This window comes from Ideonella livida (genome assembly GCF_010499455.1).
Taxonomy (GTDB): Bacteria; Pseudomonadota; Gammaproteobacteria; order Burkholderiales; family Burkholderiaceae_C; genus Ideonella; species Ideonella livida.
In genome coordinates, this window is the sequence record NZ_JAAGOH010000020.1 from 36,296 (window position 1) to 56,579 (window position 20,284).

Annotated in this window: 24 protein-coding genes; 17 read left to right on the plus strand and 7 right to left on the minus strand. The window is 70.4% G+C overall.

The genetic code is table 11. From position 1 onward, the window contains the following. Positions 1 to 237 precede the first annotated feature (237 nt). Together tyrS and G3A44_RS15720 are read left to right on the plus strand one after the other, a co-directional pair. A complete protein-coding gene (tyrS, locus tag G3A44_RS15715) occupies positions 238 to 1,494 on the plus strand; it encodes a tyrosine--tRNA ligase (protein ID WP_163458691.1) in 1,257 nt (418 codons plus the stop codon). A gap of 106 nt (positions 1,495 to 1,600) precedes the next feature. Next, positions 1,601 to 2,017, plus strand: coding sequence for an FKBP-type peptidyl-prolyl cis-trans isomerase (locus tag G3A44_RS15720; RefSeq protein ID WP_375138667.1), 417 nt, complete (start codon positions 1,601 to 1,603; stop codon positions 2,015 to 2,017). A 10-nt stretch (positions 2,018 to 2,027) separates the two neighbouring features. On the opposite strand, the gene G3A44_RS15725 is transcribed toward G3A44_RS15720, so the two are convergent. Together G3A44_RS15725 and G3A44_RS15730 are read right to left on the minus strand one after the other, a co-directional pair. Continuing rightward, the gene (locus G3A44_RS15725) at positions 2,028 to 3,107 is read right to left on the minus strand and encodes a PA2778 family cysteine peptidase (RefSeq protein WP_163458692.1); all 1,080 of its coding nucleotides are present in this window, start codon (positions 3,105 to 3,107) and stop codon (positions 2,028 to 2,030) included. A gap of 14 nt (positions 3,108 to 3,121) precedes the next feature. Then, positions 3,122 to 3,517: a PA2779 family protein gene (locus tag G3A44_RS15730; RefSeq protein WP_163458693.1), complete on the minus strand. Its 396-nt coding sequence runs from the start codon at positions 3,515 to 3,517 to the stop codon at positions 3,122 to 3,124. 135 nt (positions 3,518 to 3,652) lie between these two features. Here G3A44_RS15730 and G3A44_RS15735 point away from each other — a divergent pair, with 135 nt between their 5' ends. Next, positions 3,653 to 4,552 (plus strand): cation diffusion facilitator family transporter, encoded by a 900-nt coding sequence (locus G3A44_RS15735; RefSeq protein ID WP_163458694.1) that lies wholly within the window; start codon positions 3,653 to 3,655, stop codon positions 4,550 to 4,552. Further along, a complete protein-coding gene (gene dtd / locus G3A44_RS15740) occupies positions 4,549 to 5,007 on the plus strand; it encodes a D-aminoacyl-tRNA deacylase (RefSeq protein ID WP_163458695.1) in 459 nt (152 codons plus the stop codon). Before G3A44_RS15735 ends, dtd begins: the two co-directional genes overlap by 4 nt. Positions 5,008 to 5,107: 100 nt before the next feature. Here the strand turns inward: dtd and G3A44_RS15745 are convergent, their stop codons facing one another. After that, positions 5,108 to 6,091, minus strand: a complete 984-nt coding sequence (locus G3A44_RS15745) for a tripartite tricarboxylate transporter substrate-binding protein (protein WP_163458696.1) — start codon at positions 6,089 to 6,091, stop codon at positions 5,108 to 5,110. A gap of 154 nt (positions 6,092 to 6,245) precedes the next feature. Between G3A44_RS15745 and G3A44_RS15750 the strand changes: the two genes are divergently transcribed. From G3A44_RS15750 to G3A44_RS15760, 3 genes are all read left to right on the plus strand, one after another. Next, on the plus strand, positions 6,246 to 6,662 hold the full coding sequence (locus G3A44_RS15750) for a cupin domain-containing protein (RefSeq protein ID WP_310734392.1): 417 nt from the start codon (positions 6,246 to 6,248) through the stop codon (positions 6,660 to 6,662). A gap of 120 nt (positions 6,663 to 6,782) precedes the next feature. After that, positions 6,783 to 8,147, plus strand: a complete 1,365-nt coding sequence (locus G3A44_RS15755) for a DUF3422 family protein (protein ID WP_163458697.1) — start codon at positions 6,783 to 6,785, stop codon at positions 8,145 to 8,147. A 96-nt stretch (positions 8,148 to 8,243) separates the two neighbouring features. Then, entirely contained in the window at positions 8,244 to 9,251 is a 1,008-nt protein-coding gene (locus G3A44_RS15760; protein WP_163458698.1) for an SLAC1 family transporter, read from the plus strand. Between the two features lie 17 nt (positions 9,252 to 9,268). Here G3A44_RS15760 and G3A44_RS15765 read toward each other — a convergent pair whose 3' ends face one another. Together G3A44_RS15765 and hemB are read right to left on the minus strand one after the other, a co-directional pair. Then, on the minus strand, positions 9,269 to 10,372 hold the full coding sequence (locus G3A44_RS15765) for a magnesium transporter CorA family protein (protein ID WP_163458699.1): 1,104 nt from the start codon (positions 10,370 to 10,372) through the stop codon (positions 9,269 to 9,271). Between the two features lie 22 nt (positions 10,373 to 10,394). Beyond that, entirely contained in the window at positions 10,395 to 11,405 is a 1,011-nt protein-coding gene (hemB, locus tag G3A44_RS15770) for a porphobilinogen synthase (protein WP_310734393.1), read from the minus strand. Between the two features lie 257 nt (positions 11,406 to 11,662). Between hemB and G3A44_RS15775 the strand changes: the two genes are divergently transcribed. From G3A44_RS15775 to lipA, 8 genes are all read left to right on the plus strand, one after another. Next, entirely contained in the window at positions 11,663 to 12,103 is a 441-nt protein-coding gene (locus G3A44_RS15775; protein ID WP_163458700.1) for a CopD family protein, read from the plus strand. Between the two features lie 22 nt (positions 12,104 to 12,125). Continuing rightward, a complete protein-coding gene (locus G3A44_RS15780; RefSeq protein WP_163458701.1) occupies positions 12,126 to 13,373 on the plus strand; it encodes a VanZ family protein in 1,248 nt (415 codons plus the stop codon). Between the two features lie 74 nt (positions 13,374 to 13,447). Continuing rightward, on the plus strand, positions 13,448 to 13,774 hold the full coding sequence (locus G3A44_RS15785) for a (2Fe-2S) ferredoxin domain-containing protein (protein ID WP_163458702.1): 327 nt from the start codon (positions 13,448 to 13,450) through the stop codon (positions 13,772 to 13,774). Further along, on the plus strand, positions 13,771 to 14,400 hold the full coding sequence (locus G3A44_RS15790) for an alpha/beta hydrolase (protein WP_163458703.1): 630 nt from the start codon (positions 13,771 to 13,773) through the stop codon (positions 14,398 to 14,400). The genes G3A44_RS15785 and G3A44_RS15790 overlap by 4 nt, the downstream gene beginning before the upstream one ends. Positions 14,401 to 14,507: 107 nt before the next feature. Beyond that, entirely contained in the window at positions 14,508 to 15,665 is a 1,158-nt protein-coding gene (locus tag G3A44_RS15795) for a D-alanyl-D-alanine carboxypeptidase family protein (protein WP_163458704.1), read from the plus strand. Between the two features lie 239 nt (positions 15,666 to 15,904). Next, the gene (locus G3A44_RS15800) at positions 15,905 to 16,180 is read left to right on the plus strand and encodes a DUF493 family protein (RefSeq protein ID WP_163458705.1); all 276 of its coding nucleotides are present in this window, start codon (positions 15,905 to 15,907) and stop codon (positions 16,178 to 16,180) included. Positions 16,181 to 16,188: 8 nt separating this feature from the next. Further along, positions 16,189 to 16,923: a lipoyl(octanoyl) transferase LipB gene (lipB, locus tag G3A44_RS15805; RefSeq protein ID WP_163458706.1), complete on the plus strand. Its 735-nt coding sequence runs from the start codon at positions 16,189 to 16,191 to the stop codon at positions 16,921 to 16,923. A 76-nt stretch (positions 16,924 to 16,999) separates the two neighbouring features. After that, positions 17,000 to 17,983, plus strand: coding sequence for a lipoyl synthase (gene lipA, locus G3A44_RS15810; RefSeq protein ID WP_163458707.1), 984 nt, complete (start codon positions 17,000 to 17,002; stop codon positions 17,981 to 17,983). 40 nt (positions 17,984 to 18,023) lie between these two features. Here lipA and G3A44_RS15815 read toward each other — a convergent pair whose 3' ends face one another. Then, entirely contained in the window at positions 18,024 to 18,521 is a 498-nt protein-coding gene (locus G3A44_RS15815; RefSeq protein WP_163458708.1) for a peroxiredoxin family protein, read from the minus strand. 207 nt (positions 18,522 to 18,728) lie between these two features. Between G3A44_RS15815 and G3A44_RS15820 the strand changes: the two genes are divergently transcribed. After that, positions 18,729 to 19,169, plus strand: coding sequence for a PTS sugar transporter subunit IIA (locus G3A44_RS15820; protein WP_163458709.1), 441 nt, complete (start codon positions 18,729 to 18,731; stop codon positions 19,167 to 19,169). Continuing rightward, positions 19,138 to 19,407, plus strand: a complete 270-nt coding sequence (locus G3A44_RS15825; protein ID WP_163458710.1) for an HPr family phosphocarrier protein — start codon at positions 19,138 to 19,140, stop codon at positions 19,405 to 19,407. Before G3A44_RS15820 ends, G3A44_RS15825 begins: the two co-directional genes overlap by 32 nt. Positions 19,408 to 19,428: 21 nt before the next feature. Here the strand turns inward: G3A44_RS15825 and G3A44_RS15830 are convergent, their stop codons facing one another. After that, a complete protein-coding gene (locus tag G3A44_RS15830) occupies positions 19,429 to 20,274 on the minus strand; it encodes a GNAT family N-acetyltransferase (RefSeq protein WP_239061915.1) in 846 nt (281 codons plus the stop codon). Positions 20,275 to 20,284: the final 10 nt, after the last annotated feature.

The window sequence follows — 20,284 nt, forward strand, 5'->3', positions numbered from 1 at the left end:
GGGCGGGAATGGATCGAAAGGGGCCTTGCTGCCGTCACCGTGGGTCCGGGTGCGCCAGGGGTGGCCCGTAGAATCGGCCGCCGCCGGTTCTTGTGACCGGTATGCAACGACCGGCGCGAGCCCCTTGCAGGGCACCAGGCCCTCCCGGGCGCGCGCTGGCTGAGTATAGCCACCTGATCCGGCTCCGCCGACCGGGTCTGCCCTGTCCGTCGCGCGCCTTGCAGCGCCTTGCCCGCCATGTCTGACACCCCTGCCGCCACCGCCTCTTCAGCTGCCACCCCGGCTGCCGCCCTCAGTGACCGTGTGCAGGAGGCGCTGGCTGTCAGCCTGCGGGGCTGTGCCGAACTGCTGCCCCAGTCGGACTGGGTGAAGAAGCTGCAGCGCAGCGAAGCCACCGGCCAGCCGCTGCGCATCAAGCTGGGCCTGGATCCGACCGCGCCCGACATCCACCTGGGCCACACGGTGGTGCTCAACAAGATGCGCCAGCTCCAGGACCTGGGCCACCGCGTGATCTTCTTGATTGGTGACTTCACCTCCTTGATCGGCGACCCATCGGGCCGCAACAGCACCCGCCCGCCGCTCACCAAGGAGCAGATCGAGGTCAACGCGCAGACCTACTACAAGCAGGCCAGCCTGGTGCTCGATCCGGGCAAGACCGAGATCCGCTACAACTCCGAGTGGTGTGATCCGCTGGGCGCGCGCGGCATGATCCAGCTGGCGGCCAAGTACACCCTGGCCCGCCTGCTGGAGCGCGACGACTTCACCAAGCGCTTCCAGGCCAACGCGCCCATCTCGATGCACGAGCTGCTGTACCCGCTGATGCAGGGCTACGACTCGGTGGCCTTGAAGAGCGACCTGGAACTGGGCGGCACCGACCAGAAGTTCAACCTGCTGGTGGGCCGCGCCCTGCAAGCTGAGTACGGCCAGGAGGCCCAGTGCGTGCTGACCATGCCGCTGCTGGAGGGGCTGGATGGCATCGAGAAGATGTCCAAGTCCAAGAACAATTACGTGGGCATCACCGAGGCGCCCAACAGCATGTTCGCCAAGATCCTGTCCATCAGCGACGAGCAGATGTGGAAGTGGTTCACACTGCTGTCCTTCCGCAGCGAACGCGAGATCGAGGCCCTCAAGGCCGAGGTGGTGGCGGGCCGCAACCCCAAGGACGCCAAGGTGCTGCTGGCCAAGGAGATCACGGCCCGCTTCCACGATGCCGCCGCGGCCGACACCGCCGAGCAGGATTTCAACAACCGCGCCAAGGGCGGCATCCCGGAGGACATCCCCGAGGTGAGCCTGTCGGGTGCGCCCCTGGCGATTGGTGCCCTGCTGAAGGCCGCCAACCTGGTGCCCAGCACCAGCGAAGGCCTGCGCATGGTGGAGCAGGGCGGTGTGCGCCTGGATGGCACGGTGCTGTCGGACAAGGGCCTCAAGATCAACGCCGGCACCTTTGTGCTGCAGGTGGGCAAGCGCAAGTTCGCCCGCGTCACCCTGGCTTGAGGCAAGGAGCCGGCACATGGCCATGCGCATGACCAAGCCCCTGTTTGTCCTGACGCTGTGCGTGGCGGTGGGCATGATCGCCTTTGGCGGCTGGTCCATCCGCCAGATGCCCAAGGCGGGGGCGCCGGCGCCGGCGGCTTCCGGCCCGGTGGTGGACCTGCTGGCCCAGGCCCGCCAGGCCCCCGGTGCCCAGGTGTTGCCCAGCGGGGTGGTGGTGGAGGTGCTGCAGGCCGGACAAGGCCGCAAGCCCCGCGCCACCGACACCGTCAAGGTGCACTACCGGGGGGTGATGGCCGATGGCACCGAGTTCGACAGTTCCTACCGGCGTGGCCAGCCGGCCGAGTTTCCGCTCGACAAGGTCATTGCCTGCTGGACCCAGGGCCTGCAGGAGCTGTCGGCGGGCGCCAAGGCCCGCCTGACCTGCCCGGCAGCCACCGCCTATGGCGAGCGCGGTGCGGGCGGATTGATTCCGCCGGGCGCGGTGCTGCAGTTCGAGGTGGAGCTGCTGGGCCTGATCTTCTGAGGCCCGGGTTTCAGCGCGCCACGGCCGGGCCCCGCGCCGCTCCCGCCGGGGTCGGCCGCGCCAACTCCAGCGCCCGCTGGGTGTCGGCCACGGCGGCAGCCCAGTGTGGCTCGCCGGCCAGCCGCTGCTGCGCCCGGGACAGCGCCTGTTCCGCCGCCTCGAGTTCACCGGCTTGCAGATGGCACCAGGCCAGGTTGTTCCAGGCCACGGCCGAATCCTGACGCGCCACCAGCCCTTTGAAGGCCTGTGCGGCGGCCGGCCAGTCCTGGCGCGCGGCCAGCGCGTTGCCCCAGCCCAGCCAAAAACTTGCCACGTCGGGATGGCGTTCCTGGGCGGCTGCCCAGGCCTGTAGCACCGCGGGCGCCTCACTGCCCAGGGCCTGTTCCAGCCCCAGCACATCCGCCAGCAGGCGTTCCGGCTCGGTGTGCCGCGGCAGCGTGCCAGGGCGGCACGCCCGCAGGGCCCAGTGGCCGCTGCGGGCCCAGGTGTGCTCCAGCGTCGACAAGGGCCAGTGGGCGTCCGGGGTATCGCCGCTGTGCAGTCGCACGGTCTGGGCCTGCAGGTCATAACCGGTGAGCACGGCGTAGTGCCAGCGGGTCCACCAAGACAGCGAGAGATTGAGCAGCACGGCCACCGGCTGGCCATGGGCCAGCTCGTCCAAGGCGTCCGACAGGGCATGGGGTGCCGGTCGCAGGCGCCCGGCCAGCAGGCCTTCACGGCGCAGCGTGGCCAGCATCTCGGCTTGCAGACTGCCCTGGCGGCCGGGCAGGTAGGTCCGGGCGGTCAGTCGGGACAAGGGGGCCGGCTGGCCCGCGTGGCCCAGCAGCATCGCCAGGCTGGCGGGCCCGCAAAGCAGGTCGCCCTGGGCCACAAAGGGCACGTCGCGCACCTCGGCGCGGGTTGGCCGCGCGGCCTCGGGGTCTCGCTGCAGGGCCTGGGTCAGCGGGGGCGTGAGCGTGCGCGAGAGCGGGGCGCAGCCCGCCAGCCCGCCGCCAAGCCCGCCTATCAGGGGCAAGGCGCCCAGCCCGCCCCAGCGGCGCAGCCGACCCAGGCAGGCGCGGCGCGTCAGCGGCTGCCGGGGCGTGGGCATGCGGCGGGCTGCCGTCAGCGGATGGAGCGGGTGAAGGGGAAGACCTTGGTGAAGCCCAGGATATCGGTGGTCAGCAGGACGAGGAAGACGAACACGGCCGTGCCGATGAGGTCGCCGGCGCCGGCCGGGTCCTGGTCAATGCGTGCCAGCACCTGCTGGGCCTCGGCCTCGCTCAGGGCGGCCACCCGGGCCTGGGCTTCGTCCAGGTCCACGCCACGGGCCTGCAGCGCCTGGGCCACCTCCGCACGCATCAGGGTGGCCTGCAGACGCGCCGGCGCGCTGTCGGCAGCGGTTTCAGCCGCCAGGGCGGGGGCGGTGCCGATCAGGGCGGCCTGGGCAGGCTGCATCAGGCCGGCAAAACTCAGGCAGGCTGAGAGGCTCCAGGCCAGCAGTCGGGGGGAACGGCGCATGGGAGATCTCCTTGTGTGGGATGGGCTGGGCCGCCGTGGCGGCCGGTCGTGTCAGGCCCGATGGTAGAAGCAAGTGCGGGGCCGGTACCCACCTGCAAGCTGGGGGGCACCCGTCAGCGGGCGGACAATCGGCGCATGGAAGTGGCAAGTTACCTCAAGGTGTCGGTGGCGGTCGCCGTGGCCACCATCGGCCTGAAGACCGGCGCCTGGTGGCTCACCGATTCGGTCAGCCTGCTGTCCGATGCGCTGGAGTCGCTGGTCAACCTGGCCGGGGCGATGTTCGCGCTGGCCATGGTGACCCTGGCGGCCCAGCCGCCGGACGAGGACCATCCCTACGGCCACCACAAGGCGGAGTACTTCTCCAGCGGCTTCGAGGGGGTGCTGATCCTCGCGGCGGCGCTGGGCATCATCGCGGCGGCTGTGGACCGCTGGTGGCATCCCCAGCCGCTGGAGCAGCTGGGCTGGGGCATGGCGCTGTCGCTGTTCAGCTCCGGCCTGAACGGTGCGCTGGCGCTGGCGATGCTGCGCAAGGCGCGCCAGCATCACTCGATGGCCTTGGAGGCCGACGCCCGCCACCTGATCACCGACGTGTGGACGTCGGCCGGGGTGCTGCTGGGCCTCCTGGCGGTGCAGATCACCGACTGGCTATGGCTGGATCCAGTGGCGGCCATCCTGGTGGCGCTCAACATCCTGCGCGAGGGCGTCTCCCTGGTGCGGCGTTCCGCGGACGGGCTGATGGACCAGGCCCTGGAGCCGGAGCACCAGCAGGCCATCGACCGGGTGCTGGAGAACTTTGAGGACCCGATGATCCGTTTTGACCATCGGGTGTCCCGGCGGGCCGGGGCGCGCCGCCATGTGGACCTGCACATGCATGTGCCGGCCGACTGGACGCTGCGGCAGGCCGCGGCGGCGCGCGGCGCGGTGGAGCTGGCGCTGATGGAGGCCGTGCCGGGCCTGCGCGCCACGCTGCAGCTGTTACCAATGGATGTGGAGGCGCACGATCCCCAGACGCGCCGCCCGGAGGAATACACATGATCGCGTTGATCCAGCGGGTGGCCCGGGCCCGCGTCGAAGTGGCCGGCGAGGTGGTGGGCGCCATCGACCGCGGCCTGCTGGTGCTGGTGTGCGCCGAGCCGGCGGACACGCCCCTGGCCGCGCGCCGGTTGGTGGACAAGCTGCTGAAGCTGCGGGTCTTCGCCGACGGGGCCGGCAAGATGAACCGCAGCGTGACCGATCTGGACGGCGCTGGCACCGCGGGTGGGCTGCTGCTGGTCTCGCAGTTCACGCTGGCGGCCGACACCTCGGGCGGCAACCGCCCCAGTTTCACCGGGGCGGCGCCGTCCGCAATTGGTCGCGCGCTCTACGAGGAGGTGCTGGCACAGGCCCGGTCCCGCCATCCGCAGGTGGCCGCCGGCGTCTTCGGGGCCGACATGCAGGTGCATCTGGTCAATGACGGGCCGGTCACCCTGCCGATGCGCGTCACGGGCTGAGTCTGTCAAGCGGGCGGCCATGAAAAAGGCGCCCCTGTAGGGCGCCTGGTCTGGGGGCGGCGGGTTGAGCCCACCGCCGGTGCGCAGGGTCTGCGCCGGATCAGTCGGCGTACTGGCCGGCAGCCTTGATGGCCGGGCCCCACTTGTTGATCTCGGCCTCGACGAACTTCTTGTGTTCGGCGCCGCCCACGCGGCCGTCGGTCACGATGACTGCGCCCAGGGCTTCCTGGCGCTTTTGGAAGTCGGTGTCCTTGAGGGCGGTGCGCAGGGCGGCGTTGACCTTGTCCAGCACCGCCTTGGGCGTGCCCTTGGGGGCGTACAGGCCGTGCCAGATGCTGACGTTGAAGCCCTTGAGGCCGGATTCATCCAGCGTCGGCAGCTTGGCCAGCGCCGGGGTGCTCAGCTTCTTGGTGGTGGTCACCGCGAAGGCCTTGACCTTGCCCGACTCGATCTGGCTGGTGGTGTTGGTGGTCTGGTCGCACATGATGTCCACCTGGCCGCCCAGCAGGTCGGTCATGGCGGGGGCGGTGCCCTTGTAGGGCACGGTGGTCATGTCGATCTTCAGGCTCTGCTGGAACAGCAGGCCGCACAGGTGCGAGGCCGAACCCAGACCGGCGTTGGCCAGGTTGATCTTGCCCTGGTTGGCCGACAGCCACTTGGAGAGTTCGGCGTAGTTGGCCGCCGGCAGCGTGGTGCGGCCGATCAGGGTCATGGGCACCTCGTTGATCAGGCCCAGGTACTCGAAGTCGTCCAGCGTCTTGTATTGCAGCGAGCGGTACAGGGCCGGCGAAGTGGCCATGCCGATGTGGTGCAGCAACAGGGTGTAGCCATCGGGCGCGGCCTTGGCCACCTTGGTGGCGCCCAGGGTGCCACCGGCGCCCCCCACGTTCTCGATGACGATGGTGCCGCCCAGCGGCTTGCGCAGGGCCTCGGCCAGGTCGCGTGCCACCTTGTCGGTGGGGCCGCCGGCGGTGAAGGGCACGATGATGGTGACCGGCTTTTCCGGGTACTCGGCCAGGGCGGGCAGGGCTGAGGCCAGCAGGACGGCGGCGGCCGCGGCGCTGAGGGTGAAACGGCGATTCATCAGGTGGTTTCCTTCCGGGATGGGCCGCAGGGGTTGTGGATCTCGGTATGGTGACCCTGCGGACGGCCTGTGGTCAGGGTGCTGTGGATGCTAGGGGCGGCGGGGCGCCGCGGTCATCGCGGGAACTACGTAAGGCGTGGCGGCTGACCCTAAGATGCGCGACATCCTCGACGAACCACAAGCCGCACCGGCGCCTGCCGGTCGACGCCGCGCCATGAGCCGCATCCTCCGATTCGACCCGCCTGACACCCTGCCCGAGCGCGACCAGCCCCGCCTGGAGCGGCGCGAGGTGGGGGCCCCCGTGCGGCAGACCTGGACCCTCTACGAGCCGGCAGGCGAGGGCCTGTGCGCCGGCATCTGGACCTGTGAGCCGGGCCGCTGGCGCATCGTCTTCGGCCCGCATGAGCATGAGTACTTCATGGTGCTGGAAGGGCGTGTCCGCCTGCACGACGCCCAGGGCGGCGTGACCGAGGCCGGTCCGGGCCAGGCACTGGTGATCCCCGCGGGATTCGAGGGCTCCTTCGAGGTGCTGGAGCGGGTGCGCAAGCACTTTGTGGTCGTCAGACGCTGAGCGGGTGGCGGGGCGCCTGGCCCCATACTTGCGTCTTCGCCCCGACCCCGGCTTCAGACCGCACGGGCTGCGCCGTGAGGAGGGCCCTGCGTCCCTTGCCTGCCCCACGCCCCGCCCACGATGCTCCAGCCTGATACGCCTGCCGTCACACCTGCGGCACCCGACGCCCTCCGCGCCCTGCCGCCCGACGATCCCCAGCGCGAGCGCCTGCACAACGAGGTCCATGCCCGACCGCCGGCCCGCATCCGATTGCCGGCGCTGGTGGTCTATGTGGCGGTGCTCAACGAAGGCATCAGCCGCGATCAGGAATGTGCCCACCTGCAGCGCCTGCCCGGCCAGGCCGGCCTGCAGCCCGAAGACCTGGCTGGCAGCTTCCTGCGCCTGCGCGGTGAGGGCTACACCCTCAAGTGGGAGCGCCACACCGAGTTCTCGCGCTACTCCCTGGTCCAGCCTCTGCCGGCCGGTGCCGGCTTGGGCGCCGAGCAGCCACCGCTGTTGCCCGGGTTGGTCTTGCCCGCCGACTGGTTCGCCACGCTACCCGGCCGCACCGTGGCCGCGGTCAAGCTGGTGTTGGTGGAGCAGGACCTCACGGATCCGCAGGCCGCGCTGGCGCTGGGCCAGCGCTGGCTGGGCGGGCGCACCGTGGTGGCCTCCCACCTGGGGCACAACGGGCACTCCATCGCCGTGACCAACTTCCGCCTGCAGCCCAACGGCTTTGAACGCATGCTGGTCATGGCCGCCCCTGGCACCAGCGAGACCCGCGCCGGCCGTATATCCGCCCGGCTGCTGGAGCTGGAAACCTACCGCCTGATGGCCCTGCGCGGTCTGCCGGCGGCCAAGACCCTGGCGCCTGAGCTGGCCGCGGCCGAGGCGGACCTGGCCGACACCATCGCCCAGCTGGAACGCCGCCATGCGTCGGAGCAGGACCTGCTCGACCGGCTCATCCATGTCGCTGCCGGCGTTGAGCGCGCCAACGCCCAGCACCAGTACCGCTTCTCGGCCACCCAGGCCTATGCCGAGTTGGTGCGCCAGCGCACTGCCGAGCTGCGTGAGAAGGCGATTCCCGGCACCCAAACCATCGGCGAGTTCATGCAGCGCCGGCTCAGTCCCGCCATTGCCACTGTGGCGGCCACGGAGCGCCGCCTGGCCAGCCTGTCGCAGCGCATCGAGCGCGCCAGTGCCTTGTTGCGTACCCGCGTGGACATTGCCACCGAAACCCAGAACCAACAGCTGTTGGCCAAGCTCACCCAGGGCCAGGCCTTGCAGCTGCAGCTGCAGAGCACGGTGGAGGGCCTGTCCATTGCGGCCATCTCCTACTACATGGTCAGCCTGCTGCTCTATGGCGCCAAGGCGGCCAAGGGCCTGGGCCTTCCGCTCAACCCGGAGATGACCGCAGGCGCGATGATTCCCTTTGTACTCTGGGGGGTATGGAAGACCACCCAGCGCATCCACGCCAAACTCCATGCCCGGGGCGACGCCCACTGAGGTCGCGGGTGCCCGCGCACGGTGGAAGCCGTGCGCGTGGTGACGGCACCGTGGCGTGCCCCAAGAATCTGTACGACAGTGGAGAGGAGGTCTGTGATGGCGACGGTGGATGCCAAGTTGAAGTACCTATTTCCCGGCTGGTTTGCCGTGGTGATGGGCCTGAGCGGACTGTCGCTGGCTTGGCACCGCGCGGCGCCGCTGATGGGCGAGATGGCCACAGGCTTCGCGCTGGTGATCGGGGCGCTGGCGGCGGCGGTGCTGGTGGTGCTGGCCGTGGCGGCACTGCTGCGCTGGCGGCGTCATCCCGAGGCCTGGGCCGAGGACCTGAAGCACCCGGTGCGCCACACTTTTGTGGCGGCCATCCCGATTGCGCTGCTGCTGGTGGCCACGGTAGGCACGGCGCTGCTGGGGCCGGGGCCGGTGCAGCGCGCGCTGTGGTGGGCCGGCTCGCTGGGCCAGTTCGGCGTGACCTGGTGGGTGCTGCGGCGCTGGTGGCTGGGCCACAAGGCCGGCGGGCTGGTGTGGGCTTCGGTCACGCCGGCGCTGTTCATCCCCATTGTGGGCAATGTGCTGGCCCCGCTGGCCGGCGTGCCCCTGGGGCATGCCGAGTGGGCGGCGGCGCAGTTCGGCCTGGGCCTGATGTTCTGGCCGGTGGTGCTGGTGCTGCTGGTGGTACGCCTGGCGGTGCAGGGCAGCTGGCCGGACCGTTTGGCGCCCACCGCCTTCATCGTCATCGCGCCGCCGGCGGTGGTGGGCCTGTCGGCCCTGCAGTTGGGCGCACCGCTTCTGGTGGGCTGGGGGCTGTGGGGCATGGCGCTGTTCAGCCTGTTGTGGGCGGGGGCCCAGGCCGGGCGTATCCGCACGCTGCCGTTCTCGCTGCCGCACTGGGGCATGAGCTTCCCGCTGGCGGCGCTGGCGGCGTTGACGCTGCGTCTGGCCACCCCGGGTCAAGGCCTGCTGGCGGTGGTGGCCCCGCTGCTGCTGGCGCTGGCTTCCCTGGTGATCGTCACGCTGTGTGCGGGTACGGTGCGTGGCCTGCGCGACGGCAGCCTGCTGGCGCCGGAGCCGGTGGCGGCCATCGTGCCGGTGTCCGCGCCGGGGTGATGGCTGTACGCGGGCCGCTACTTGCGCAGGCGGCCGCCCAGGTAGCGCTTGCGCCTGAAGAACCAGCCCAGGATGCTGGCCACCAGCACCATGGCGCCCAGGGCGAACCAGAAGCCCGTGCGCGAGTGGATCAGCGGCAGGCCATCGAAGTTCATGCCGAAGATGCCGGTGATGAGGTTGAGCGGCAGGAAGATGGCGGTGAGCACCGTGAGCGTGCGCATGATGTCGTTGGTGCGGTGCCCCAGCAGGCTGAAGTGCATTTGCACCGCCGCTTCGACGCTCTGCTCCAGCCGGCGCACATGGCTGAGCACGCGCTCGATGTGCTCCAGCACGTCGCGTGAGCGCACCCGCAGCAGCTCGCGTTCGCGCCTGGCGCCGGCCTCGGTTTCCGCGGGCCATTCTTCCAGGGCGTCGATCCACTCCTGCACGGCGCTGCGCTGGTCTTCGCCGCTGTCCTCCAGCAGATGCAGCTTGTCGCGGGCGGCCAGCAGCATCTGCCAGTCGTCGAAGCGGCTGCGCGGATTCAGCAGCTCGGCCTGCAGCGTGCCCAGGTGGCGGGTGAGCAGGCGGCGCAGCTCCAGGTAGCTGTCCACCATGTGGTTGACCATGCGCAGCATCAGGTCCGCCGGCCCGCTGGGCAGGCGGGCGCTGCCCCGCAGGTCGCCCTCCCGGGCCTGTTGCCCCAGCCGCTGGGCAAAGTGCTCGCGCACCTGGCAGTCAGCGGGGTGCACGGTCAGCAACACCCGGTCAAAGACCACAAAGCCCACCGGGCTGGTGTCGATGGCCTCCAGGGCGGCGCGGGCGGTGCCCAGGCTGCCGTGCTGCTCGTCCAGGAACAGCTCGCGTCCCCCGGCCCCGACAAGCAGGCGGCGGAAGATCAGCATGTCGTACCAGCTGGTGTCCTCGTAATGCGAGGGCAGCTGGTGGTTGAGCAGGTCGGAGACGTGCAGGTCCACCAAGCCGCCGGTGCCCCAGCGCAACAGGGCGTCCTGGACGGTGCCGCGTTGCACCTCGAAGGGGCGTCGCGCGATGCCGATCCAGAGGAAGCCCTGCGCCGGCAAGGCGTCGGGCAGACCGTCGAGCTCGCTGAATTGCTCCGGTGTGACGTGGAAGATGCGCACCGCGCGTGTCGCCGTCCGGGCCTCAGCCTTGCCAGCCCTGCCGCAGCAGGCGGGCGGCGTCGAGCGCGAAGTAGGTCAGGACACCGTCGGCGCCGGCCCGCTTGAACGCCAGCAGCGACTCCATCATCACCTTGTCGTGGTCCAGCCAGCCGTTCTGCGCGGCGGCCTTGAGCATGGCGTACTCACCCGACACCTGGTAGGCGAAGGTGGGCACGCGGAACTCGTCCTTCACCCGGCGCACGATGTCCAGGTAGGGCATGCCGGGCTTGACCATCACCATGTCGGCGCCCTCTGCGATGTCCAGCGCCACTTCGCGCAGGGCTTCGTCGGAGTTGGCCGGGTCCATCTGGTAAGTCTTTTTGTCGCTCTTGCCCAGGTTGCCGGCCGAGCCCACGGCGTCGCGGAAGGGGCCGTAGAAGGCGCTGGCGTATTTGGCGCTGTAGGCCATGATGCGGGTGTGGATGTGGCCCGCGGCTTCCAGGGTCTGGCGGATGGCGCCCACGCGGCCGTCCATCATGTCGGACGGGGCCACGATGTCCACACCGGCGTCGGCCTGCACCCGGGCCTGCTCACGCAGGATGGCCACGGTCTGGTCGTTCAGGATGTAACCGCTGTCATCGAGCACGCCGTCCTGGCCGTGGCTGGTGAAAGGGTCCAGCGCCACATCGGTCAGCACGCCCAGCTCGGGGAAGCGCGACTTCAGCAGACGCACGGTGCGCGGCACCAGGCCCTCAGGGTTGGTGGCCTCGCGGCCGTCGGGGGTCTTGAGACTGGCATCGATCACCGGGAACAGGGCCATCACCGGCACGCCCAGGGCCACGCACTGTTCCGCCTGGGCCAGCAGCAGGTCCGGGCTCAGGCGCTGCACGCCGGGCATGGAGGCCACCTCCTCACGCCGGTTCTCACCGTCGAGCACGAAGACCGGGTAGATCAGGTCCTCGGGCCGCAGGTGGTGCTCGCGCACCAGGGCACGGGTGAAGGCGTCACGACGCAGGCGACGGGGACGGGCGGCAGGGAAGGCGGCAGCGGTCACGGGCAGGGTTCCGGCAGATCGGGCGGGAGCGCCGCAGACCGTTTGGAGACGGTCCGGGCGCGACTTCTTTACTGGGTGTCCCTATGGTACAGAGCCGAAAGACGGTGTTACAGTCCGTGCCGGGCGATACCCGCGAGGGTTGACCCCCCTGCTTTTCCTCCCTGAGCAGGCGCCTTTACGTGATGACAGCGTCAAGGCTTTTCAGCCCCAGCCCATTGGCTGGGGCTCTTTCTTTTCAGGCCCCCATAATCCGGCGCATGAGCAATGCGTACCTTTGGGTCAAGGCCTTCCACATCGTCTTCGTTGCGGCCTGGTTCGCGGGGCTGTTCTACCTGCCGCGCATCCTGGTGAACCTGGCCATGGTGCCGGCCGGCAGTGATGCCGAGCGCGACCGCCTGCTGCTGATGGGGCGCAAGCTCCACCGCTTCTCGCACATCCTCATGGGCGTGGCCCTGCTGCTGGGCGGCGTGCTTTGGCTGGGGTACGGTGTGGGCCGTGGTCCGGGGAACGGATGGATGCATGCCAAGCTCACGCTGGTGGTGCTCACCATCGCCTACCAGGTGGTGTGCGGCCGTCACCTGCGCCGTTTCGCCCAGGGGCAGGTGCCGCATACCCACACCTGGTACCGGGTCTTCAACGAGGTGACGGTGCTGATGTTCGCCGCCATCGTGGTGCTGGTGGTCGTCAAGCCCTTCTGAGGGCCCGTCCCCTTCGCCCGTCATGAGCAGGACCCGGCGCTCCTCCGCCAAGGCTCCGCCGGACGCGGCCCCGGGATCGGTCACCGGGGCGGAGGGGCAGCCGCCGCGCGGGCATCGCAGTTCCGCCCTGCCGCTGGCCTGGGCGCTGGCGGCCCTGGTGGCGTATGCCAGCCTCTATCCCTTCGTCGGCTGGCGCTGGCCGGCGGGACTGTCCCCCGAGGCGCTGCTCGTCCTGCCGTTGCCGCCCTGGCGTGTGCCCTTCGACATGGTGGCCAATGGCCTGGGCTACGTGCCGCTGGGCCTGCTGGTGTGCCTGGCCGGTCTGCGGCAGGGCTTGTCCTGGCCTCTGGCCTGGGGGCTGGCCATCTTGGCACCGGGGGCCTGGTCGTACCTGATGGAATGCCTGCAGCACCTGCTGCCGGGCCGGTTCCCTTCGCGGCTGGATTGGCTGCTCAACCTGGGTGGGGCGGCCGTCGGTGGGATGCTGGGCTGCCTGCTGCGCGGCAGCCGCTGGCTGGCCCGCTGGCAGCGCTGGCGCCAGGCCTGGCTGGTCGAGCGCAGTGCCGGCGCTCTGGTGCTGCTGGCCTTGTGGCCGCTGGCCTTGCTCTTTCCCACGGCCCTGCCGTTTGGTCTGGGGGTGGAAGGGGTGCGCCTGCAGGATGCGCTGGTGGATCTGCTGCTGGACGTGCCGTGGGCGCAGTCGGGTCTGGAGTGGGTGCTGGCCTGGTCCCTGGGCGAGGCGCCCTTGGGCGCGGGCAGCGAGCTGTCGGCCGCGGTCCTCGGCCTGCTGGCGCCCTGCTGCATCGCCCACGCCGTGCTGCGCGGGCCTGGCCACCGTGCGGTTGCGGTGCCGGTGGTGATGGGGGTGGGCGGGTTGGCGGCCACGGCGTCGGCGGGCTTGAACTTTGGCGCGGTGCATGCCCTGGCTTGGGTGACGCCCCTGCTGCTGGCGGCCGGCGGCTTGGCCGCCCTGGCCGGTCTGGCCTGTGCGCTGGCGCCGCAGCGGCTCAACGCCGCGCTGGGCATGGTGGGCGTGGCCTTGTTGCTGCAGTTGGTGCTGCAGGCCCCCGCCGATCCCTATCTGGCGGCCAGCCTGCAAGGCTGGGAGATGTCGCGCTGGGCGCGCTTCCACGGCTTGGCCCAGTGGCTGGGCTGGGGTTGGCCTTTGGCCGCCCTGTGCTGGCTGGGTTGGCGGGTGGCCCTGCCGCAGCAGGCAGTGGATGGCGCGTCCGCCGGCACCGTGCCCGCGGGCCGGCGCGCCCGCGGCTGACGCCCCGGGTCGGTGCCGCTGGCTGCCCGCCCCCGGGGCACCCGGGCGGGTGGCCCGCTGCCTACAATTCGGGCATGAGCTATTACCGCCACCACATCTTCTTCTGCCTCAACCAGCGCGACAACGGCCAGGCCTGCTGCGCGCAGCAGGGGGCCCAGGCGGCATTCGACCATTGCAAGGCCCAGGTCAAGGCGGCCGGTCTGGCGGGGCCGGGCGGAGTACGTGTCAACAAGGCCGGCTGCCTGGACCGCTGCGCCGGCGCGCCGGTGGCGGTGGTCTATCCCGAAGGCACCTGGTACACCTTCGTCGACACCGCCGACATCGACGAGATCGTCGAGTCCCACCTGCGGGGCGGTCGTCCGGTGGAGCGCCTGAAGCTGGCGCCGGAGGTGGGCCGTTGAACGCCAATACCCAACGCCTGGTGCTGGACGGCCCGGTCGGCGCCCTGTCCGTGGCCGTGGATGAGCCCCATCCGGCGCCCGCAGCCGGCCTGCGCGGCGTGGCCGTGATCTGCCATCCCCACCCCCTGCACGGCGGCACCATGGACAACAAGGTGGCCCAGACGCTGGCGCGAGCCTTCCTGGCCCTGGGCTACCGCGCGGTGCGCTTCAACTTCCGTGGCGTCGGGGACTCCCAGGGCCAGTGGGATGGTGGCCGTGGCGAAGTGGACGATGCCTTGGCGGTGATCGCCGCGCAGCGCCTGCCGGGCTTGCCGCTGGCGCTGGCCGGCTTCTCCTTTGGGGCCTACGTGGCCAGCCAGGCCGGTGCCCGGCTGCCGCCCGAGGCCGCCGCCGAACGCCTGGTGCTCATCGGGCCGGCCACCGTCAATTTCGAGGTGGCGGCGGTGCCGGCCGACACCGTGGTGGTGCATGGCGAGGCCGACGAGGTCGTGCCGCTGCAGGCCACCCTCGATTGGGCCCGGCCCCAGCATCTGCCGGTGGTGGTGGTGCCCGGTGTCGGCCACTTCTTCCACGGCCAGCTGTCGCTGCTCAAGTCCATCGTCACCCGGGCCTGGCACCCTGCCTGAGGCAGGCGGAACCCCCGGGGGGCCTGAAGGGTCGAAGGCTGGCGTCGCGCGGCCCGGCCCCGACCTCTCCCGCAACCCCTGCCCGTGGGCAGGCACCTGAGACCTGAATGATCCGTTTCGCTTCCCTGCTGCTGGGCGTCAGCCTGGCCCTGGCCGCCCCGCTGGCCCGGGCCCAGGCCCCCCAGCCTCCCGAGATCGCCGCGCGCGGTTATCTGCTGGTGGACATGACCGCCAACCAAGTGCTGGCAGAGCGCAACGCCGACACGCCGGCTGAGCCCGCGTCGCTGACCAAGCTCATGACCGCCTACTTGGTGTTCCAGGCGATCAAGGACCGCAAACTCACGCTGGAGCAGACCCTGCCGGTCTCCGAGCGTGCCTGGGCCGAGCGCAAGTATGGCGGCTCGCTGATGTTCATCGACCCCAAGATGACCCCCACCGTGGACGAACTGCTCAAGGGCATGATCGTGCAGAGCGGCAACGATGCCTCGGTGGCCCTGGCCGAGGGCGTGGGCGGCACCGTCGAGAACTTCGTGGCGCTGATGAACCGCCAGGCCCAGGCCTGGGGGCTCAAGGCCACCAGCTTCCGCAACCCGACCGGACTGACCGAGGCGGGCCACCGCAGCACGGCCCGCGAGCTGGCCTTCATCGCCCAGCGCATCATCCGGGACTTTCCAGAGCGCTACGCCTACTACGCGATGCCGGAATGGACCTTCAACCGCATCCGCCAGGACAACCGCAACCTGCTGCTGCGCCGCGACCCCACCGTCGACGGCATGAAGACCGGCTACACCGAGGCCGCCGGCTACTGCCTCATCTCCTCCGCTCAGCGTGACTTTCCCAACGGCAAGCGCCGCCTGCTCTCGGTGGTGATGGGGGCCGACTCCATGCAGGCCCGCGCCAACGAGAGCCAGAAGCTGCTGAACTGGGGCTACACCGCCTATGACGCGGTTCGTCTGTTCGAGGCCGGCAAGCCCGTGGCCACCGTGCCCGTCTGGAAGGGCAGCGCCCCTGAGGCCCGCCTGGGGGCCGAGGGCGCGCTCTTCGTGGCCGTGCCGCGCGGCGAAGGCGAGCGCCTGCAGACCAAGATCGAGCGCACCGACCCGCTGGTGGCCCCGCTGGCCAAGGGCCAGCGCGTGGGCACCCTCAAGGTCAGCACCGCCTCTGGCACCGCCGTGGCCACCGTGCCCCTGGTGGTGCAGGAGGAGGTGCCGCAGGCCGGCTTCCTGGGCCGTGCCTGGGACGCCCTGCGTCTGTGGATCAAGTGACGCCCAGGCCCTGAACCGGAGCACCCCGATGACGACCGACCCGACCCTGCCCGACCGCGAAGGCTGGCAGCGTCGGACTTGCGCACCGCCGACAAGTTGCTGCTCAGCTCGGCGGGCAAGGAGGTGCTGGCCGTCACCCGGGTGGAGGGCGAGCCGCTGGGCCATGGCGCCCTGCGCGGCCAGCCCGGCCCGGTTTACGCCCGCCTTTCCTTTCCCCCTTCCGCCCCCATCTGCTTGCCATGCGTGACATTCCTCCCGAGCAAAGCCTCATCGAATACCCCAGCGTCTTCCCCATCAAGGTCATGGGGGCGCAGGTCGAGGGTTTCGTTGAGGCCCTGGTGACCGTGGCCCGGCACTTTGACCCCCAGTTCGACCCTGCCACCGTCGAGACGCGGCCCAGCAGCACCGGCAAGTACCTGGGGGTGACGCTGAACATCACCGCCACCAGCCGCGAGCAGCTAGACGAGCTCTACCGCACGCTGACCTCCCACCCGATGGTCAAGATCGTGCTGTGAGTCCTGCCATGAACGTTTCACCGTCCGCGGCTGAGGCGGACCCGGCAGGCCTGCCACCGGCCGAGGCCGGCCCGGCGGGCTTCATCCTGCGCCGCTGGGGTGTGGTGGAGTACGCCCGCACCTTCGCTGCGATGCAGGCCTTCACCGCCGCCCGCAGCCCGCAGACGCCTGACGAGCTCTGGCTCGTCACCCACCCGCCGGTCTTCACCCAGGGCGTGGCGGGACGGCCCGAGCACCTGCTGGCCCCCGGAGATATCCCGGTGGTGCCCAGCAACCGGGGCGGGCAGGTCACCTACCACGGGCCCGGGCAGGTGGTGGTCTACCCCCTGGTCGACCTGCGGCGCCTGGGCATCTACGTCAAGGAATACGTCTTCCGGCTGGAAGCTGCCGTGATCCAGACGCTGGAGGCCGTGGGCGTGGTGGGCTTTCGGGTGGAGAGCGCGCCGGGCATCTACGTGAACCTGGCCGACCCCTTCCAGGCGGGCTTGCCCGCCGGGCCACGCCAGGATCCCTTCGCCGGTCTGGGCAAGGTGGCACAGCTGGGCATCAAGGTCTCCGGGCACTGCACGTACCACGGCGTCTCGCTCAACGTCGCCATGGACCTGAAACCCTTTCTGCGCATCAACCCCTGCGGCTACGCCGGGCTGGCCACGGTGGACCTCGCTACACTGGGCGCCCCGTCGGACCCCGAGGCCGTGGCCGAGCGCCTGGCCGAGCGCCTGGCGCACCACCTCTCGCGCTGATCCGCCGCGCGTCTGCCGGGCGGTCAGGCCCAGGCCGGCCGCCCCTCCTGCATCCCTCTCCCCATCTGGCACCGTCATGGCCACTTCCAACGTCACCCACGAAGCCAAGTCCGCCGCGGAGTACGACGCCACCGCCAAGCAGAAGGCGCAGGCCAAGACCGCCCGCATCCCCATCAAGATCGTGCCCGCGGAGACGCTCAAGAAGCCGGACTGGATCCGGGTCAAGGCCGGCAGCCCGACCACCCGTTTCTACGAGATCAAGCAGATCCTGCGTGAGCACAAGCTGCACACCGTCTGCGAGGAAGCCAGCTGCCCCAACATCGGCGAATGTTTCGGCCACGGCACCGCCACCTTCATGATCATGGGGGACAAGTGCACCCGCCGCTGCCCCTTCTGTGACGTGGGTCATGGCCGCCCCGACCCGCTGGACGTGGACGAGCCCGGCAACCTGGCCAAGACCATCGCCGCGCTCAAGCTCAAGTACGTGGTCATCACCAGCGTGGACCGCGACGACCTGCGCGATGGCGGTGCCGGCCACTATGCCGAATGCATCCGCCAGGTGCGCGAGCAGTCGCCGGCCACGCGCATCGAGGTGCTGGTGCCCGACTTCCGGGGCCGCCTGGACAAGGCGCTGGACATCCTCAAGGCGGCGCCGCCGGACGTGATGAACCATAACCTGGAGACCGTGCCGCGCCTGTACAAGGAAGCGCGTCCGGGGGCTGACTACCAATTCAGCCTGACCCTGCTGCAACGCTTCAAGCAGGAAGTGCCCGGTGTGCCCACCAAGAGCGGTCTGATGGTGGGCCTGGGGGAGACCGATGAGGAAATCCTCGAGGTCATGCGCGACATGCGCGCCCACGACATCGACATGCTGACCATCGGCCAGTACCTGGCGCCCAGCGGCCACCACCTGCCGGTGCGCCGTTATGTGCACCCCGACACCTTCAAGATGTTCGAGGAGCAGGCCAAGGCCATGGGCTTCACCCACGCCGCGGTGGGGGCCATGGTGCGTTCAAGCTACCACGCCGACCAGCAGGCCGCCGGCGCCGGCGTGGTCTGACCGGCGACACCCTGCCCCGTCGCGCGGCGGGGCAGGCGACTCAGGCCGCCAGCAGCTCGCCGATGAGCTGATGCAGCGCAGCAAAGTCCGGAGCGCCCACATAGCGCTTGACGATGCGGCCGCGCTTGTCGATCAGCAGCGAGGTCGGGGTCAGGCGGATGTCACCAAAGGCCTTGGCCACGCCGCCGTCGTGGTCCAGGGCCACCGTGAAGGGCAACTGGCGCGACTTGACGAAGTTGGCCACGAAGTCCGGCGGGTCGTAGCTCATGGCCACCGCCACGGTCTCGTAGCCCTGGGCCTGGAACTTCTGGAAAGTGCTCACCAGGTGCGGCATCTCGCCCACACAGGTGGTGCAGCTGGTGGCCCAGAAGTTGACCAGCACCACCTTGCCCTGCAGCGCGGACAGCCCGGTGACGCCGCCATCCAGGCGGGTGAAGCGCACGTCCGGCGCGGTGTCGGCGCCGGAGCAGGCTCCCAGCCCCGCGCAGGCGGCGGCCAGTCCGGCCGTCCAGCCCAGGTGTTGACGACGGTTGAGCATGGCGGAATTCCTTCGGTGGCGGCCGAGGCCGCGAACAACTGCAAACAACAGCACGGAATTGTCCGTCATCGGCGTTCCGCCCGGGTCAACACGGGTCAACGCGGGTTGGTGCCGAGCCGACCCCACGGGCTGATCCCGCGGTCCATGCTGCGGCCCGCCGATTTGCGGCATCATCCGCGCTGTCTTGGTGCAGGTAGGTAGTTTGGAATGCCTGGTTTCTTGATCGTCGCGCACGCGCCGCTGGCCACGGCCATGAAGGCCACGGCGATGCACGCCTTTCCGGATGCGGCCGGGCAGGTGCAGGCCTTGGACGTGGAGCCCCACTGGTCTCCCGACGAGGTGGAGCTGCGCGCGCGCGGGCTGCTGAGCCTGGGCGACACACTCATCCTGACCGACGTCTTTGGCGCCACGCCCTGCAATGGCGCCCAGCGCCTGTGCGAGGGGCCGTCCGTCCGCCTGGTGGCGGGCCTCAACGTGCCCATGCTCTGGCGGGTGCTCTGCTACGCGGGCGAGCCGCTGGATGCGCTGGTGGGCCGTGCGGTGGCCGGCGGCACCCAGGGGGTTCTGCAGGCGGCATCCCAGCGGCCCCAGAACCAGCCGATACACTCAGCCCGCCATGATCAAGACCACGCTCGTCATCAGCAATAAGCTCGGGCTGCACGCCCGGGCTTCGGCCAAACTCACCAAGCTCGCGGGCAGCTTCAAGTCCGAGGTTTTCCTCACCCGCAACGCCCGCCGCGTCAATGCCAAGAGCATCATGGGCGTGATGATGCTGGCCGCCGGCCTGGGCAGCGAGGTCGAGATGGAAGTCGAGGGCCCCGACGAGGCTCCGGCCACCGAGGCGCTGGTGGCGCTGGTCAACGACAAGTTCGGCGAAGGGCAGTGAGGCGCCGCCGGCGCTCCGCGGTCAACCCAGGAAGTGCCGGCGATAGCGCGCCGGCAGGTCAGCCATGTCCATCATGATGGGCAGGTCCGCGGTGTTGAACTGCGGGTCCCAGGCCGGGGCGCCCAGCAGCCGGGCGCCACAGCGCAGGTAACCTTTGATCAACGGCGGGGCCTCCACCGCATGGTCCGGGGCCAGGGCGTCCACCGGCAGCGGCAGGTGCGGCGTGACCCGCCAGACCGGATCGGCCAGGTGGGTGGCGCTGAGCTGCCGCCACAGGCCCGCTGCCTGGCGTCCGCCGTCGCGCAGGCTCACGCTGGCGCAGCCGATCATGGTGTCCAGGCCGTTGTCGTGCATGAAGCGCGCCAGCGCGGACCACAGCAGCAGGATCACGCCGCCGTCCCGGTGCGCCGGATGCACGCAGGATCGGCCCAGTTCCACCAGGCGCGGCAGGCGTGTGGCCAGGGCGGACAGGTCGAATTCCTGGGCGGAATAGAAGCCGCCGGCCCGCTGCGCCGCCTGCGGGGTGAGCAGGCGGTAGGTGCCCACCACCGCCGCCGGGCTGCCGTCGGCCGGCAGGTGGCGCACCAGCAGGTGCTCGCAGTGGGCGTCAAAGGCGTCCACGTCATGGCCGGGCAGTGCCCGGTCGTCGATCTCAGCGCCCATCTCCCCGGCGAACACGGCATGGCGCAGGCGCTGGGCCTCGCGCACCTCGTCCTGGTGCCGGGCCCAGCTGAACTGGTAGGGCTGCGGACCGGCGCCGGCCCGGGCCGTGGCGCCCCCGTTGACGGGGTGCGGCCAAGCCGGCGCAGGCGAGGCCGTCCGGCTCTCGGGCGTGAGGACGTCGTCGGTGGGCGGGGTGCGGTTCATGGCGGCGATG